The sequence below is a fragment of the uncultured Sunxiuqinia sp. genome (genome assembly GCF_963974515.1).
Lineage (GTDB): Bacteria > Bacteroidota > Bacteroidia > Bacteroidales > Prolixibacteraceae > Sunxiuqinia.
Genome location: NZ_CAXBDD010000001.1, coordinates 123,628 through 138,627 on the forward strand (window position 1 = coordinate 123,628; position 15,000 = coordinate 138,627).

17 protein-coding genes are annotated in these 15,000 nt (G+C 44.2%); 10 read left to right on the forward strand and 7 right to left on the reverse strand.

Going from position 1 to position 15,000, the window contains the following annotated elements:
- Positions 1–543 carry an isochorismatase family protein gene (locus AAC033_RS00550; RefSeq protein ID WP_339734238.1) on the forward strand — a complete coding sequence of 181 codons (543 nt, stop codon included), beginning with the start codon at positions 1–3 and terminating at the stop codon, positions 541–543.
- A 94-nt stretch (positions 544–637) separates the two neighbouring features.
- On the opposite strand, the gene serS is transcribed toward AAC033_RS00550, so the two are convergent.
- The 3 genes from serS to rplU all read right to left on the reverse strand — a co-directional run bounded on the left by serS (position 638) and on the right by rplU (position 2,611).
- Positions 638–1,912, reverse strand: a complete 1,275-nt coding sequence (gene serS / locus AAC033_RS00555) for a serine--tRNA ligase (protein WP_339734240.1) — start codon at positions 1,910–1,912, stop codon at positions 638–640.
- Positions 1,913–2,011: 99 nt separating this feature from the next.
- Positions 2,012–2,281: a 50S ribosomal protein L27 gene (gene rpmA / locus AAC033_RS00560; RefSeq protein ID WP_339734242.1), complete on the reverse strand. Its 270-nt coding sequence runs from the start codon at positions 2,279–2,281 to the stop codon at positions 2,012–2,014.
- Between the two features lie 18 nt (positions 2,282–2,299).
- A complete protein-coding gene (rplU, locus tag AAC033_RS00565; RefSeq protein WP_339734244.1) occupies positions 2,300–2,611 on the reverse strand; it encodes a 50S ribosomal protein L21 in 312 nt (103 codons plus the stop codon).
- 266 nt (positions 2,612–2,877) lie between these two features.
- Between rplU and AAC033_RS00570 the strand changes: the two genes are divergently transcribed.
- From AAC033_RS00570 to AAC033_RS00590, 5 genes are all read left to right on the forward strand, one after another.
- Positions 2,878–3,462, forward strand: a complete 585-nt coding sequence (locus AAC033_RS00570; RefSeq protein WP_339734246.1) for a bifunctional nuclease family protein — start codon at positions 2,878–2,880, stop codon at positions 3,460–3,462.
- 14 nt (positions 3,463–3,476) lie between these two features.
- A complete protein-coding gene (locus tag AAC033_RS00575) occupies positions 3,477–4,934 on the forward strand; it encodes a nucleoside transporter C-terminal domain-containing protein (RefSeq protein ID WP_339734248.1) in 1,458 nt (485 codons plus the stop codon).
- A 234-nt stretch (positions 4,935–5,168) separates the two neighbouring features.
- Positions 5,169–6,164, forward strand: a complete 996-nt coding sequence (locus tag AAC033_RS00580) for a substrate-binding domain-containing protein (RefSeq protein WP_339734250.1) — start codon at positions 5,169–5,171, stop codon at positions 6,162–6,164.
- A 167-nt stretch (positions 6,165–6,331) separates the two neighbouring features.
- A complete protein-coding gene (locus AAC033_RS00585) occupies positions 6,332–7,126 on the forward strand; it encodes a thymidylate synthase (RefSeq protein WP_339734252.1) in 795 nt (264 codons plus the stop codon).
- A 59-nt stretch (positions 7,127–7,185) separates the two neighbouring features.
- Positions 7,186–7,692, forward strand: a complete 507-nt coding sequence (locus AAC033_RS00590; RefSeq protein WP_339734254.1) for a dihydrofolate reductase — start codon at positions 7,186–7,188, stop codon at positions 7,690–7,692.
- Between the two features lie 140 nt (positions 7,693–7,832).
- On the opposite strand, the gene AAC033_RS00595 is transcribed toward AAC033_RS00590, so the two are convergent.
- On the reverse strand, positions 7,833–8,498 hold the full coding sequence (locus tag AAC033_RS00595) for an inorganic pyrophosphatase (protein ID WP_339734256.1): 666 nt from the start codon (positions 8,496–8,498) through the stop codon (positions 7,833–7,835).
- Between the two features lie 142 nt (positions 8,499–8,640).
- Complete coding sequence (locus AAC033_RS00600; protein ID WP_339734258.1) at positions 8,641–10,137, reverse strand: aldo/keto reductase; 1,497 nt, start codon at positions 10,135–10,137, stop codon at positions 8,641–8,643.
- 265 nt (positions 10,138–10,402) lie between these two features.
- Here AAC033_RS00600 and AAC033_RS00605 point away from each other — a divergent pair, with 265 nt between their 5' ends.
- Positions 10,403–11,068, forward strand: coding sequence for a hypothetical protein (locus tag AAC033_RS00605; protein ID WP_339734260.1), 666 nt, complete (start codon positions 10,403–10,405; stop codon positions 11,066–11,068).
- A 6-nt stretch (positions 11,069–11,074) separates the two neighbouring features.
- On the opposite strand, the gene AAC033_RS00610 is transcribed toward AAC033_RS00605, so the two are convergent.
- Together AAC033_RS00610 and AAC033_RS00615 are read right to left on the reverse strand one after the other, a co-directional pair.
- Positions 11,075–11,431 carry a hypothetical protein gene (locus AAC033_RS00610; protein ID WP_339734262.1) on the reverse strand — a complete coding sequence of 119 codons (357 nt, stop codon included), beginning with the start codon at positions 11,429–11,431 and terminating at the stop codon, positions 11,075–11,077.
- 163 nt (positions 11,432–11,594) lie between these two features.
- Positions 11,595–11,744 carry an ATP-binding protein gene (locus tag AAC033_RS00615; protein ID WP_339734264.1) on the reverse strand — a complete coding sequence of 50 codons (150 nt, stop codon included), beginning with the start codon at positions 11,742–11,744 and terminating at the stop codon, positions 11,595–11,597.
- A 124-nt stretch (positions 11,745–11,868) separates the two neighbouring features.
- Between AAC033_RS00615 and AAC033_RS00620 the strand changes: the two genes are divergently transcribed.
- From AAC033_RS00620 to mutL, 3 genes are all read left to right on the forward strand, one after another.
- Positions 11,869–12,666, forward strand: coding sequence for an ion transporter (locus AAC033_RS00620; protein ID WP_339734266.1), 798 nt, complete (start codon positions 11,869–11,871; stop codon positions 12,664–12,666).
- A gap of 111 nt (positions 12,667–12,777) precedes the next feature.
- Positions 12,778–13,074: a hypothetical protein gene (locus tag AAC033_RS00625; RefSeq protein WP_339734268.1), complete on the forward strand. Its 297-nt coding sequence runs from the start codon at positions 12,778–12,780 to the stop codon at positions 13,072–13,074.
- Between the two features lie 9 nt (positions 13,075–13,083).
- Entirely contained in the window at positions 13,084–14,931 is a 1,848-nt protein-coding gene (gene mutL, locus AAC033_RS00630) for a DNA mismatch repair endonuclease MutL (RefSeq protein ID WP_339734270.1), read from the forward strand.
- The last annotated feature ends 69 nt before the right edge of the window (positions 14,932–15,000 follow it).

The window sequence follows — 15,000 nt, forward strand, 5'->3', positions numbered from 1 at the left end:
ATGCGCATTACCCGAGAAAATACCGTAGGATTGGTGATTGATATGCAGGAACGATTAGTTCCTGCTATGGCCGAAAACGAAACCTTGGTCCATAACTGCAAAATTTTGACCGAAGGATTAAGTACGCTCAACATTCCCTTGTTGGTCACGCAACAATACACCAAAGGTTTAGGTGAAACGATTACCGAAATCGGTTCTCTTATCACCAATTTTAGTCCGATTGAAAAACGAGATTTCAGCTGTTGCGACGAAACATCGGTTCGTGAACAACTAAAAATCAATGGTGCTCAAAACATCATTATTTGCGGAATTGAAAGTCACGTGTGTGTTTTACAAACGGCCATCGACCTGAAAGAAGCGGGATATAGCCCCGTAGTGGTCATGGATTGTGTGTCGTCGCGCTCACTGGACAATGTGGATTTGGCTGCGGAGCGTTTTCGTCACGAAGGGATCATGATGACCTCCTACGAATCTATTTTATTTGAGCTAACCCGCTCGTCGGCAGCCGACGAATTTCGGGCAATTTCGAAGCTGGTTAAATAATTTCCAAGAAAAAAATACAAAAAAGAAGGCCGGGAAAAATCTCTAATTTTTCCCGGCCTTCTTTTTTTCGTTATTAGAATGGCTAGTTTCTTGACTAGTTTATCATGTCAAATCCACAATAAGGCACCAATACTTCAGGCACTTTAATGCCATCGGGGGTTTGATTATTCTCCAGTAAGGCAGCAACAATTCGTGGCAAAGCCAGGGCGCTTCCGTTCAGTGTGTGTGCAATCTGTGGCCTCTTCTGCCCGTCCTCGCGGAAACGCAACTTAAGACGATTAGCCTGGAACGACTCAAAATTCGAAACAGAACTGACTTCGAGCCATTGCTCCTGCCCGGCTGAAAATACTTCAAAATCATACGTCAACGCTGAGGTAAAACTCATGTCGCCACCACACAAACGAAGGATGCGATAGGGTAACCCAAGCTTCTGAACCAAGCCCTCCACATAGGCAACCATCTCATCCAGCACTTCGTAACTTTTATCGGGATGTGCGACCTGTACCACTTCCACTTTGTCAAATTGGTGCAATCGGTTCAGCCCACGCACATCTTTTCCGTACGAACCGGCCTCACGGCGGAAACAAGCACTGTAAGCGGTATTCTTAACGGGCAATTGTTTGGCTTCCAGAATCACATCGCGATACAAATTAGTAACCGGCACTTCAGCGGTTGGAATCAAGTACAAATTATCTTCTGTAACATGGTACATTTGCCCTTCCTTGTCGGGCAACTGACCAGTGCCAAAACCGCTGTCTTCGTTGACCATCAGGGGCGGCTGAATCTCGAGGTAACCCGCCTTTTGGGCTTCATCTAAAAAGAAGTTGATGAGTGCCCGCTGAAACCGTGAACCTTTTCCTTTGTAAACCGGAAATCCGGCGCCAGTCAGTTTTACTCCCAACTCGAAATCAATCAAATCGTATTTATCAGCCAACTCCCAGTGCGGTAATTTATCCGCACCCAAAGCTGGTTGTTCTCCTCCAGTTTTCACCACTTCATTGTCTTGCGGTGTTTTGCCGGCCGAAACCAGGTCGGCTGGCAAGTTGGGAAGCTGTACCTGCAACTCATAAACCTGCTCATCAATTTTAGCAAAATCCTCATCCAGTTGTTTGATGTTCTCCTTCAGTTCCGAAGTTCGTTCTTTTGCCTGATTGGCTTCCGTTTGTTTTCCGTCGCGAAACAGTTGCCCAATCTCGCGCGATAGCTGGTTCATTTCAGCCTTGAACTGATCGGCTTTCACCTGAATTTCATTCTTGGCTTTGTATAAATCACTAATCTGTTCAACGATGGCTGACGCATCAAAATTCTTCTTCTTCAACTTTTCAACAACCAACTCCGGGTTTTCCTGGATAAAACGTAAATTGAGCATTTCTGAACGGGTTTAAATTTTGTCGGGCAAAGTTATAAAATAAAAAATCTCCTGCCTTAGCAAAGACAGGAGATTCTCCTAAACATATCTTAAAATCGTTTAGTTTTCTGCCGCCACAATTGGTTCAACAGAGATATACGATTTGTTGTCTCTTTTCTTTCTGAAAACAACAGTTCCATCAACTAATGCAAATAATGTATGATCTTTTCCCATACCAACATTATTATCAGGATGATGAGAAGTTCCACGCTGGCGAACAATAATGTTTCCAGCTTTGCAAACCTGACCGCCGTAAATTTTCACACCAAGTCGTTTACTTTCCGATTCGCGTCCGTTTTTCGAACTACCGACACCTTTCTTATGAGCCATGGTCTAATGTTTTTAGGGTTATCCAATAATATCTTCAATCTGAATCTGAGTCAAATACTGACGGTGACCATTTTTCTTCTTGTAACCTTTTCTTCTTTTCTTTTTGAAGACAATTACTTTGTCACCTTTCATGTGTTCCAGTACTTTGGCACTCACTTTTACACCTTCTACTTTTGGTGTTCCGACTTTTACACCGGATTCATCTTCAACTAAAAGTACATTTTCAAACTCAACACTTGAACCTGCTTCTTCCTGAAGACGATGAACAAAAATCTTTTTGTCCTTTTCTACTTTAAATTGCTGTCCTGCAATTTCTACAATAGCGTACATGTTGTATCTTTTAAAATTCCCTCCGGCAGGCGGAAACATGGTAGTATTCCTCTTTTTAGAGCCTGCTCGAAAACTTCGGACTGCAAAAGTAGATATTTTTTACTGACAAGCAAAGATTCCTTGATCTTTTTTACTGAGTCTAACTGAATTACAATTGTGATGGGTAATTTCAATTAAATGAGGATTTAAGAAACAGGCTCGAATTTTAATGAAACACTAAAACTATTGTTATATTTGCTTGCAAACATTGCTGATGTTCTATTTTTATGCAGAAAAAAAAGCTAAATATTCTTGGACTCTCAGTTAGTCAAACACAATCAGGAGCTTACGCCTTGGTTTTAGCCGAAGAAAATGGCGACCGTCGAATTCCCATAATCATTGGACCAGTTGAAGCCCAGTCGATTGCCATTCAGCTGGAAGGTTTGAAACCACCACGACCATTAACGCACGATTTATTTAAAAACCTGGCATTTGCTTTCGATATTAACGTTTCAGAAGTCGTTATTTACAAGCTGGAAGAAGGTATCTTTTATTCTGAACTGGTTTGTACGTTGGATGAAGAAGAAGTCCGCATTGACTCGCGAACTTCTGATGCCGTTGCGTTAGCGCTTCGATTTAAATGTCCGATTTACACCAACGAAGATATTCTGGAAAAAGCCGGCATTGTTATGGACACCGAAGGAGAAAATCCGGTTGAATTTGAAGATCGCTCCAGCGAGTCTGGTTCAAGAAGCGAGTTTGAGAGTTATACTGAAAATGAGTTGAAAGAAATGTTGAATGAAGCAGTCAGCAATGAAAATTATGAGCGTGCTTCCAAAATCAGAGATGAGCTAAACCGTCGCAAGAAATAAATATCTGTCGGAAAATGAACAAATTTTTATTCCTCATCCTGGCAACATGCTGTTTGTTGACCACCCTCTCCTTCTCAGCTTATTCAAACACTCAAACAACCAGCAAAGACAACCTTATTGTGCAGGAAGATTCCGGCAGGAACTCGAATATTTTAATTGATCGATCCGCAGAACAGGCTTTTAGCCTCACCACAATTTTTCGCGGATTAATGGGCATGCTGGTGCTGGTTGGCCTCGGCGCATTGCTCTCCAAAGACCGAAGAAATATTCCGTGGAAGACCGTTGGCATCGGATTGATTTTCCAGATTGTGCTCGCACTAGGTGTTCTTTATGTTCCTTTCATACGTGCAGGCTTCGATTTTTTTGGGCAAATTTTCGTCAAAGTACTTGATTTTACCAAGGCAGGCAGCGAGTTTTTGTTTGGCACCCTGGTCGATTTCGATCAGTTTGGAATGATCTTCGCCTTTCAAATTTTGCCAACAATCATTTTCTTTTCGGCACTGACCAGCCTATTATTTTACTGGGGAATTATTCAGAAAATCGTGTGGGCCCTGGCTTGGGTTTTTACAAAACTCATGAAACTCTCTGGGGCTGAAGCGCTTTCAGTAGCTGGAAATATTTTCCTGGGGCAAACCGAATCGCCGCTGATGATCAAAGCTTATCTGCCAAAAATGAACAACTCGGAAATCATGCTGGTGATGACCGGAGGAATGGCGACCTTGGCTGGAGCCGTATTAGCTGCCTACATTGGCATGCTCGGTGGAAACGATCCGTTGCTGCGGCTCGAATTTGCCAAGCACCTGCTAACTGCTTCGGTAATGGCAGCACCCGGCGCGGTTATTTTTTCCAAAATCATGGTGCCCAACCCCGACACCGTAAATAAAGACATTGAAGTTAGCAAAGACCGTATTGGCAGCAACGTGCTTGATGCCATCACCAACGGAACGTCGGAAGGACTCAAGCTGGCGGTAAATGTAGGCGCCATGCTGTTGGCTTTCCTTGCTTTAATTGCCATGCTCAACTTCACCTTTGGCAAAATTGGCGACTGGACCGGATTGAACACACTGATAGCCCAGGGAACAGATGGCCGCTTCAACGAACTATCGCTTCAATTTTTAATGGGGTACTTGTTTGCGCCAATCATGTGGCTCATTGGCGTTGGCCAGCAAGATATTCTTTTGGTTGGACGACTGCTGGGCGAAAAGCTTATTCTGACTGAATTTATTGGGTACATCAGCCTTTCAGAGCTGAAATCAGCCGGACAATTTGCTGAGTACAAATCCGTCATCATGGCTACCTACATCCTTTGTGGATTTGCCAACTTCGCTTCCATTGGGATCCAAATCGGAGGCATTGGAGCGCTGGCCCCAAACAAGCGGGTCACCCTCTCGAAATACGGCATGCCAGCCTTAATCGCCGGCACACTGGCCTCGTTGATGTCGGCCACCATTATTGGGATGATTTTAGGGTAGAATAGAATTACCCTGTTATCTTAAGTTACACACGAGCATCAAAGTCGCTCAAAAACCTCATTTTTAAGTATATAGACCATCATGCGCGATGCCACTCCGTTTGGCCATGAGTATCAAATACCCCCTCCAAATTGCGATTCAAAGGTTACATCCGGCTTCATGTTTTTTAATACCTAACAATCAGTGTTTTATTAACGTAAGACTTGATATAAAAATCATTCAAAACTTTCTGTTATGAAAAACATCAACTTAATATTCGGATTTTTCATGTTGATCTTTCTTGTCTCCGGTTGTAACAACAAGCCCGTAATTGGACTACTGATGGATACAATTGAAAGAGAAAGATGGGCAAAAGACCGGGATCTCTTTGTCGAGAAAGTCGAGGAACTCGGAGGTTCTGTAATCGTTAAAGTTGCTGATTCAGATGCTTCAGTCCAGTTTCAGCAAGCACTCGAATTATTCAATGAAGGTATTGACGCATTGGTGATTATTCCGGTTGACAAAACAGTGGCTGCCGGCATTGTGAAAACAGCCAAAAAAACCCAGATTCCGGTATTGGCCTACGACCGGCTAATTTGGGATTGCGACCTGGATTTCTACATTTCAACAGACAACATTCAAATCGGAGAAAAACAAGCTGAATATCTGGCAAAAGCAAAGCCCGAAGGCAACTACGTGCTTATTGGCGGGCCAACCAAAGATAACAACTCAGTGCAACTCTACCTGGGCTGGATGAATGTCCTGCAGCCATTGATTGATAAAGGTGATATTGAGATCACATCCAACAGTTTTGTGGAAGAATGGGAGCCGGAACAAGGCTACGAGATCGTCAAAAACCTGTTGGAGGCCGGAGAACAAATTGATGCCATTATAGCCGGAAACGATGCATTAGCAAGTGGAGCGATTCAGGCTCTGCACGAATACGATATGGATGGAGAAGTCCTCATTGCCGGACAAGATGCCGACATCAACGCCATTCGAAATATTGTCTTTGGAAACCAAACCATTACGGTATATAAGCCCCTGGAGTCCATGGCTTTTAATGCGGCGGCCGCGGCAGTCAAGCTAGCAAAAGGCAAAGATCCAACAGACAACATGAGCTTCACGGTTAACAACGGACACCGTTTGGTTCCTGCCATCCTGCTGGAAGGACAGGTGGTGAATAAACAAAACGTAAGAATGACCGTCATTTCTGAAGGTTTTGTTGCCGAGCAGGAAGTATTTGAATGATATCGTACCGGTCATTTAACGAAAGAGCGTGAGCATTTTTGCTTGCGCTCTTTTTATGTTCGCCCGCCAATTGTTTATAAGTTTGCCTTTCCCTGTTCAACCAAAAAGCTTAACTTCCCCATTTCAAAAATTGACAGGCAGAATACGAACCCCTTGGAGGAACAATCATGAAGCAATATCTTGATTTACTGGATCATGTAACCAAGCATGGTATTAAGAAAGAAGACCGCACCGGCACCGGAACGATCAGCGTATTTGGATACCAAATGCGGTTTAACCTGGAAGAAGGCTTTCCGGTATTGACAACCAAAAAACTTCATCTAAAATCCATCATCCACGAATTACTGTGGTTTTTGGATGGCGACACCAATAACAATACACTGAAAGAAAAAGGCGTTCGGATATGGAATGAATGGGCCGACGAAGATGGCAACCTGGGTCACATTTACGGATACCAGTGGCGCTCGTGGCCAACGCCCGACGGCAAGCACATTGACCAGATTTCGGAAGTGGTGCAGTCCATCAAAAACAATCCCAACTCGCGCCGGCTAATTGTCAGCGCCTGGAACGTGGGCGAGCTTGACCAAATGAACCTGCCCCCCTGCCACTTGCTGTTTCAGTTTTATGTGGCCGATGGCAAACTGAGCTGCCAGCTCTACCAACGGAGCTGCGATGTGTTTCTGGGAGTGCCTTTCAACGTTGCATCCTATGCTTTATTAACCATGATGATGGCCCAGGTTACGGGTTTACAACCTGGCGAATTTATTTGGACCGGTGGCGATGTGCACATTTACCAGAACCATTTGGATCAGGTAAAACTACAGCTAACCCGTGTCCCGAAGAAACTGCCACAAATGAAAATCAATCCGGATGTTCAGTCGATTTTTGATTTTAAGTTCGAAGATTTTGAATTGACCAACTACGAAGCTCATCCACACATTCCGGGCAAAGTTTCGGTTTAATACATACGAACATTCGGGGTTTCACTTCAAGTGAAGCCTTCAATTAATCAATAGAACCCATGATTCACGAAAATATTTCCATTATAGTAGCCATTGCCCAAAATTTTGCGATTGGCAAAAACAACGATTTACTGTTTCACCTGCCCAACGATTTAAAACACTTCAAGGAAATCACTTCGGGGCATACCATTATTATGGGCCGCAACACCTTGCTGTCGCTACCCAAATGGCCTTTACCCAATCGTCGCCACATTGTGATCAGTGACCAGATAGACGACTGTTTTGACGGATGTGAAGTCGTTTCGTCGATTGAAGAAGCAATTGAAAAAGTAAAAGATGAAGCCGAAGCATTTATCATTGGCGGGGGCATGATTTACCGGCAATTTTATCCGCTGGCCGGAAAACTTTACCTAACCCTTGTACACCAGGATTTCGATGCTGATGTTTACTTCCCTGAAATTAACTACGACGAATGGGAACAGGTTAGCCGGGAAAACTTTCATGATGAGAAAAATGGGTTTGACTATTCCTACATCAATTTGAAGAGAAAATTAACCCAAGTTTAGCCAGCTAGAAAAGTCACACGTAACTTTGAATGAAATCACGTGTGACTCTGGTAAAAGTCACAGTTGACTCTCGATGGTATCACACGTGACTTTTACAAATGGCGAATTTTCCACTAATGGCCGGAAATAAATAGTACCAATTAATACATTAATTTCCCCAAGTTGTCGAAGCGTTTTTGGTAGTCGGAAATGGCGTGCATCATTACTTCGCAGGCTTCATCAGCGCCATAGGTATGGGTAATTTCCGTTTCGTTGTCTTTTCCCGGCATATCCTTGTATGTCAAAAAGTAGTGTTTCAAACGTTCAACCACAATCGGGGGAAGATCCTGAACATCCTTATAGCCTTCATAGACAACATCGTTGTTGAGTATGGCGATGATTTTATCATCAGCCTCATTGCCATCAATCATTCGGAAACCACCAATGGGCCTGACATCAACCAAAATATCACCGTGCGTAATGTCTTTTTCAGTCAGTACACATACATCAATCGGGTCACCGTCGCCCTTGATACCAGTTTTCCCTGTCTTCTGCATGCAGTATTCGCCTACTTCATCGCCACAAAATGTTTGTGGAATAAAACCGTATAAAGCAGGCACCACGTTCGAATACTTTTGAGGACGATCCAGTCGCAAATAACCGCTGTCTTTATCAATTTCGTATTTGACTGTATCGGTTGGAACCACTTCAATAAAAGCGGTTACCTTCTCGGGGGCATCTTTCCCAATGTACACACCGTGCCATGGATGTGATTTATAACGAAGCCCCATGAGCCGGCCAATAGGATCAGACATTTTATCAACCATATGATTTTCTTTATCAGTTTAGAAATTAAAACCTCGAGGAATCCAAAATGTTTCGAGGATTTCACATTTTATGCAAAATTAAAAAAGCCTGTTTGTTATTGAATGATAACAGACAGGCTTTTCGTTTTATTTAACGAATGTTTTATGTTTTTAGAAACTCCGACACGGCCCTTCTTCCAATTCGATCCACCGCGACGACCTGAAATTGATCGTCGGGCTGGCTATCAGAAATGCGAAAGATCATCTTTTCTTTGGTAACCAATGGTTCATGCTCCAACACAGAAACTTTTTGTCCATTCTTCAAAACTTCGTAATGGCTAAGTGGCTCGTCACCTGCAAACGCCATTCGCCAGGAAACTTCCACATCCATTCCTGCCTTTTCGATACTCACATCATTCGGCGCGCTCAACTCATGCCTTTCAATCTGAAAATAATTGGCTTTTCCGTCTTTTGCCTTCAATCCCAAATCCTCAAGCTCACGCCGTTCCAGTTCCGACAATTCATTCGGTCCAATTTGCGCGGCATAAAAGTTCTGAACCAACTGGCATTTCATCGGATCATCATCAATTTGACCAATGCCAATAATCGCAGTATGCACGCCGGGTGTCGTCAACGAATACTCAACCAACGGTCTGCTGGGAATCGCTTTGGTTCCCACCCGCCGGACAACATCAGCCGGAACATTCGACCACTTGGCTTCTTTATCGTACATAGCCCCATCGGCAAATACCTTCATCGCAATCACACCCATATTTTTTGCTTTGGCCAGCGGAATGGCGTTATACTGCATGTTGAACATCCGCCGGTCGTTTACATTGATAGCAATCAGCATGGCATCCAGCAGATCGAAACGATCGCGTTGAATCATCTCCATCATGACCGGGGCGCTGTAGTGGCCTGAAAAGCCAATGTGCTTGACCAGCTTTTCATGCTTGGGATTGAGTCCGGTCAAGTTGGTTCCGTCACGATAATCCCGCAGAGCAACAAAAGCGCCAAACTCCCCATCCGGATCAAGCGGTGTTTCCAAGCCTTTGTATAAAACGTCCACTTCTTCCATGAAATTCAGGTTGTGGGCCAGAATCATATCCACATAGGCGCCTTCGGGATAGTTGCCTTTGCCATCGCCAAACAGTTGCGACAGCGAACGCTTCAAATCTCCAATGGCTCCCATACCATGATCTCCGTTGGTCCAATTGCGAACGGTATCCGAATCTGAAGGGAAATTATTATTCCCCCAACGGATGTGTGTTTTGGTCGTCAGAAAAATCGACTTCCTCAGGTTCTCATCGTAATTTTCGTCTCCTGGAATAAGATTCAACTTGCGGAATGCTTTGCCAAAATTGGTTTGGCTGGGGCCATACAAGTTGGAGGTGTCGTAGTAATTAATCCCCATTTGAAACGCCTTCAAAATAATGGGAACAGGATCAACATCGTCCGGTGTCCATTGGATGGAAGCCTGACCTCCCAAGCCAAGCGTTGTGACTTCAAAATCGATTTTACCAAATTTCCGCTTCATCGGAGTGGGGAGCTTGCCCAAAGCAAAATTATCGAGCGGAAGTAAGGTTGCTCCCGCTGTAGTTGCTGCCGACAAGCGAATAAAATTTCGACGATTTAGTTTGTAAGGTTCATCTTGCTTCATGATTCTTAAATTTTACGACTAAAGGTACGTTGAAAAATTGAATTTGTTTGTCGGGCAACTTTTGTTTGAAAACTAAAACCACACTGAAAGAATCATTGAACAAACCGTCAAGCTGGTCCCGCCGCTAAGCCCAATGACAAGTGGCGCACAGTCTCTTTTTTCCAAAAACATAGGTTCATTTCCCTTCATTTTCATTAAAAATCAACACAATACAACAACACCTGACATTTGGAACTCAAACTGAAATTCATTAGTTTCGCCCCATATGAAATATTTATTGACCCTGCTTTTTGGTTTCTTTTTCATCCAGTCATGGGCCATATTGCCTGATCCCATTCAAATTTTCTACAGCGATTCGTTCAACATTCACCGGGCACAATTGCATGATAACGACTATGAACACCGAGCGCTTGCAGAAAGTTACCAGGAGCAGGCGCAAATTGCTATGAGCTACTACCCTGAGCTGAAAGGAATCGATATTGAATTTGTACGGAAAGACATTAAAACAACCATGGCCGCCCGTCCGGCAATGGATTTCATTTTCAGAAAGAAGGAAAACCGGAAATACAAAATTTTCATCGACACCAGTGTCAAAAACGAAAAAGGCCTGCTTTTGAGCGACGTTCCATTCAATGCGCAAGTAGGCATCATCGGGCATGAATTGGCTCACGTGGTGGATTATGAAGAAAAAAGCGCTGTGGGAGTTGTGTTCACCGGCATCGGCTACCTGTTTCACCCCTACCGGAAAAAGCTGGAACGAAAAGTTGATGAAATCACCATTGCACATGGATTGGGGCACCAAGTCATGGAGTTTTCTTCTTATGTTTTGAATGAATCCAACGTTTCAGAAAAATACAAAAAGTACAAACGCAAAATCTACTACAAACCGAAACAGCTCAATACCTTGATGTCGGGCTATTCGATTTATTGAATTGAATCAATTTCCCCAGTTCTCCCTGTCCAAACTCCGATGTTGAATGGCTTCGGAAATGTGATGCGCTTCAACCTGATCAGTCGCTTCTAGATCGGCAATGGTTCGGGCAACGCGTGAAATCCGGTCGTAAGCCCGGACTGAGAGCCCTAGTTCTTCCATTGCATTTTTCAGCAGAATATTACTGGCATCATCCAGCTCCACGTAGTCGTGAATTTGGCGGGACGACATTTGTGCGTTATAAAAAATACCATCCATTCCCTTGTATCGCTTCGATTGGACTTTGCGGGCACGAATCATCCGTTCGCGGATCACTTCGCTATTTTCCGTCTCCGCCAGCCCCGTTATTTCTTTGAAGGGCAACCGGCACTACTTCCAGATGCATATCAATCCGATTGAGCAGTGGACTCGAAATTTTGCTTAGGTACTTGGGAACCATCCCCCGGAGCGCACACGCATTCTTTGGTTGTGTGATTGTAATAACCTCAGGGGCCGGGATTCATCGAAGCCACCAACATCAGGGAATTCATCCCAAAAAAAGCACTCCATTGTGGACCAGCAAGATTTCGTCCGGCTGTGGATAAGTGCCGCCACCAACACGAGCTACGTCGGTTTCAACACTTATCGTCGCGGCATCAATACCATGAACTGCTGCAGCAAAGGTTTTGATCATCATAGAAGTGGAATTTAAGTCTAACCTCCAGACAAAACATAAATTCAAAACCATTGAGACTGAATTGCAGATTTTCAATCTGTTGTTCATTTTTTCTATCTTTAATCTCGAATCTAATCAAAAAAGTATGCCCCTGAAACAGAAACTTTACGAGATTATTTTTGAAGCCGACACCCCAAAAGGGAAGCTTTTTGACGTTGTCTTGCTGGTCATTATTTTAATCAGCATCCTTTTGGTTTTGCTCGAAAGCGTTCCCTCCATCAATGCCCGGCACCTCGATTTGCTAAGAATTCTGGAATGGGTGATTACAGGCATTTTCACCGTAGAATACGTTGTTCGGATTTTCGTCGTCAAACGTCCGTTCCGATATGTGACCAGCTTCTACGGAATCATCGATTTTCTAGCCGTTGTGCCCACTTATCTGAGCCTGATTTTCATAGGCAGTCAAAGCTTGGCGGTGATTCGTGCCATCCGGTTGTTGCGGATCTTCCGGATTTTCAAACTGAACCGTTACACCATGGCCGGAAAAAATCTCAGCCTGGCCATGAAAGCCAGCCGCGAAAAGATATTTGTATTCCTTTTCTTCGTAATTAATGTCGTGCTGATCGTTGGCACCCTAATGTACCTGATTGAAGGACCGGAGAATGGATTTACCAGCATTCCAACCGGTATTTACTGGGCCATTGTGACCATGACGACTGTGGGGTATGGCGATATATCACCGCAAACCCCAACCGGACAGCTACTGGCCAGTGTCTTAATGATCGCAGGCTATGCTATTATCGCCGTCCCTACTGGTATTGTGACTGCCGAGATGATCCGTTCAACAGACCACCCAAACACCCAGGTTTGCCCACATTGTCTGCACGACAAGCATGAGAGCGACGCCTTGTTTTGTAAAAAGTGTGGAGAGAAACTGAATTAACCGGTTATCGCATTTGTGGCTTGAATTTGCATCGCATATCTTTTTGCCTTCGCTCTTTCATCGTCTGGCTTGATTTTTGTAATTTTGCAAGTCAATCAATAATTTAAAATCATGATCGGTAATTTTTTTCACTTACCCAACCACCGTCGTTTCAGCATTCCTTTCCGCTATTACGATCCGGAAAAAGAGGAAATGCAAAACCGTGAGGACCGGATTAAAAAAGAGTTGGGTATTCATGAAAAAAAGGCATTTGACAAAAACTACCGACCCAATATTCGGGGGCAGTTTCGTCAGGCCATGGGCAATTCGTCTAAAACAGCCTCGGATGCCAGACGCCGTTCCAACACCCGGTTGATTACGCTGATTGTTGTTTTATCGATTGCTGCTTACCTGTTTTTAAAATTTTAAAACTCTTCTGTGTCAGATATCATTCAACTACTTCCTGATTCGGTTGCCAACCAAATTGCTGCAGGAGAAGTTATTCAACGACCTGCATCCGTTGTCAAAGAATTGGTCGAAAATGCCATTGATGCCGGAGCATCACATATCAAAATAAATTTGAAAGATGCCGGGCGAACACTCATCCAGGTGAGCGACAATGGCTGCGGCATGTCGGACACCGATGCACGCATGGCCTTTGAACGGCACGCCACGTCGAAAATCAAGGCTGCCAGAGACTTGTTTGCCATTCGCACCATGGGTTTTCGTGGCGAAGCACTGGCATCCATCGCTGCCATTGCTGATGTGGAACTGCACACCAAGCAACATGATCAGGAAATTGGCACCATGATCCACATTAGCGGGTCAAACGTGCTGAAGCAGGAAGCTACCAGCTGTGCCGACGGCACCAATTTTCTGGTTAAAAATCTATTCTTCAACGTTCCTGCCCGGCGTAAGTTTTTGAAATCGAATGCCGCCGAATTAAAACACATCATCAACGAAATCCAGCGCGTGGCTCTGGCGAATCCGGATATTGCCTTTTCATTGATTCACAACCAACAAACGGTTTATGAACTGGGACAGGACAACATTCGCAAGCGGATTTTCGCCCTGTTTGGAAAGAACAGCACACAAAATCTGATTCCGGTAAATACCGATACCAGTCTGGTGAAAATAAGCGGCTACATTGGGCAACCCAAGCATGCCCGAAAAACATTTGGCGAACAATTTTTTTTCGTCAACAAGCGGTTCATGCGGCACCCGTTTTTCCACAAGGCAGTGATGCAGGCTTATGAAAAGATTTTACCGCCCGATAGCATTCCCTCCTACTTTTTGTTTTTCGAAGTGAATCCAGAGAATATCGACATCAACATTCACCCCACAAAAACAGAAATCAAGTTTGAAAATGAATCGGCCATCTGGCAGATGATAAAAGCTACCGTTCGCGAATCGCTGGGGAAACACAATGTAGTTCCCTCCATTGATTTTGACCAGGCGGGCAGCCTTGACATTCCGGTAGCACCCAAAAATACGGGTGACATTCGCCCGCCACAAATCAAGATCGATCCCACTTATAACCCGTTTGATTCGGAGAAGAAACAATCCGGGAGCAGCTCTTATCCTTCATCGCTAAAGAATCAATCTCAAACCCAGTACTGGGAAAAACTGTACCAGGATTTTGAAAAAGACCAACCATCTGACGAGTCTGAGGTTTCGCAATTGGAAGAAACATCGGGGGAAATTCGGCACGAAGAACCATTCTCCGGAAAAACCTTCATCCAGTTTAAAAACAAATACATCCTCACTCCGGTAAAATCGGGACTGATGGTGATTGATCAAAAGCGGGCCCACGAACGCATTCTCTTTGAAAACTTCATGGCTGTCATCGAAAGCAACGAAACGGTCAGCCAGCAACAGTTGTTTCCGCACACCTTCGATTTGAATGCGGCCGATGCTGAGTTGCTACGCTCGGTTTTGGACGATTTGAAAGCGCTGGGTTTCGACATTCGTGATTTTGGCAACAACAGTTTCATCATCAATGGCACCCCGGGTATGCTGGACAATTCGTCGCCCTTATCCGTTATCGAAACCCTGCTGGAGGACATGAAAAGCTCAGCCTCAGACCTGAAGGAGAAAGCGCGCGAAAAAGTGGCTGCTTCGCTTGCCCGGGCTTCGGCTATTTCGTATGGCTACAACTTGAAGCAGGAGGAAATCAATCAATTGATTGACCAGTTATTTGCCTGCTCAACACCAAACTTTTCGCCCACGGGCAAGCAAGTGTTAACAATTGTTCCTATTGCGCATTTCGAAAAACTTTTGAAGTGACAAATTGTCTATAGAATTGTTTACTTTGTATTGAAAACAACTTTTGGCGTGGCTCTTGCAGCCAGCATC

Bases quoted from the DNA above. Each gene is read 5' to 3' on its own strand.
- AAC033_RS00550 (WP_339734238.1), top strand. From the start codon at position 1: ATGCGCATTACCCGAGAAAATACCGTAGGATTGGTGATTGATATGCAG.
- serS (WP_339734240.1), bottom strand. From the start codon at position 1,912: ATGCTCAATTTACGTTTTATCCAGGAAAACCCGGAGTTGGTTGTTGAA.
- rpmA (WP_339734242.1), bottom strand. From the start codon at position 2,281: ATGGCTCATAAGAAAGGTGTCGGTAGTTCGAAAAACGGACGCGAATCG.
- rplU (WP_339734244.1), bottom strand. From the start codon at position 2,611: ATGTACGCTATTGTAGAAATTGCAGGACAGCAATTTAAAGTAGAAAAG.
- AAC033_RS00570 (WP_339734246.1), top strand. From the start codon at position 2,878: ATGCAGAAAAAAAAGCTAAATATTCTTGGACTCTCAGTTAGTCAAACA.
- AAC033_RS00575 (WP_339734248.1), top strand. From the start codon at position 3,477: ATGAACAAATTTTTATTCCTCATCCTGGCAACATGCTGTTTGTTGACC.
- AAC033_RS00580 (WP_339734250.1), top strand. From the start codon at position 5,169: ATGAAAAACATCAACTTAATATTCGGATTTTTCATGTTGATCTTTCTT.
- AAC033_RS00585 (WP_339734252.1), top strand. From the start codon at position 6,332: ATGAAGCAATATCTTGATTTACTGGATCATGTAACCAAGCATGGTATT.
- AAC033_RS00590 (WP_339734254.1), top strand. From the start codon at position 7,186: ATGATTCACGAAAATATTTCCATTATAGTAGCCATTGCCCAAAATTTT.
- AAC033_RS00595 (WP_339734256.1), bottom strand. From the start codon at position 8,498: ATGGTTGATAAAATGTCTGATCCTATTGGCCGGCTCATGGGGCTTCGT.
- AAC033_RS00600 (WP_339734258.1), bottom strand. From the start codon at position 10,137: ATGAAGCAAGATGAACCTTACAAACTAAATCGTCGAAATTTTATTCGC.
- AAC033_RS00605 (WP_339734260.1), top strand. From the start codon at position 10,403: ATGAAATATTTATTGACCCTGCTTTTTGGTTTCTTTTTCATCCAGTCA.
- AAC033_RS00615 (WP_339734264.1), bottom strand. From the start codon at position 11,744: ATGATGATCAAAACCTTTGCTGCAGCAGTTCATGGTATTGATGCCGCG.
- AAC033_RS00620 (WP_339734266.1), top strand. From the start codon at position 11,869: ATGCCCCTGAAACAGAAACTTTACGAGATTATTTTTGAAGCCGACACC.
- AAC033_RS00625 (WP_339734268.1), top strand. From the start codon at position 12,778: ATGATCGGTAATTTTTTTCACTTACCCAACCACCGTCGTTTCAGCATT.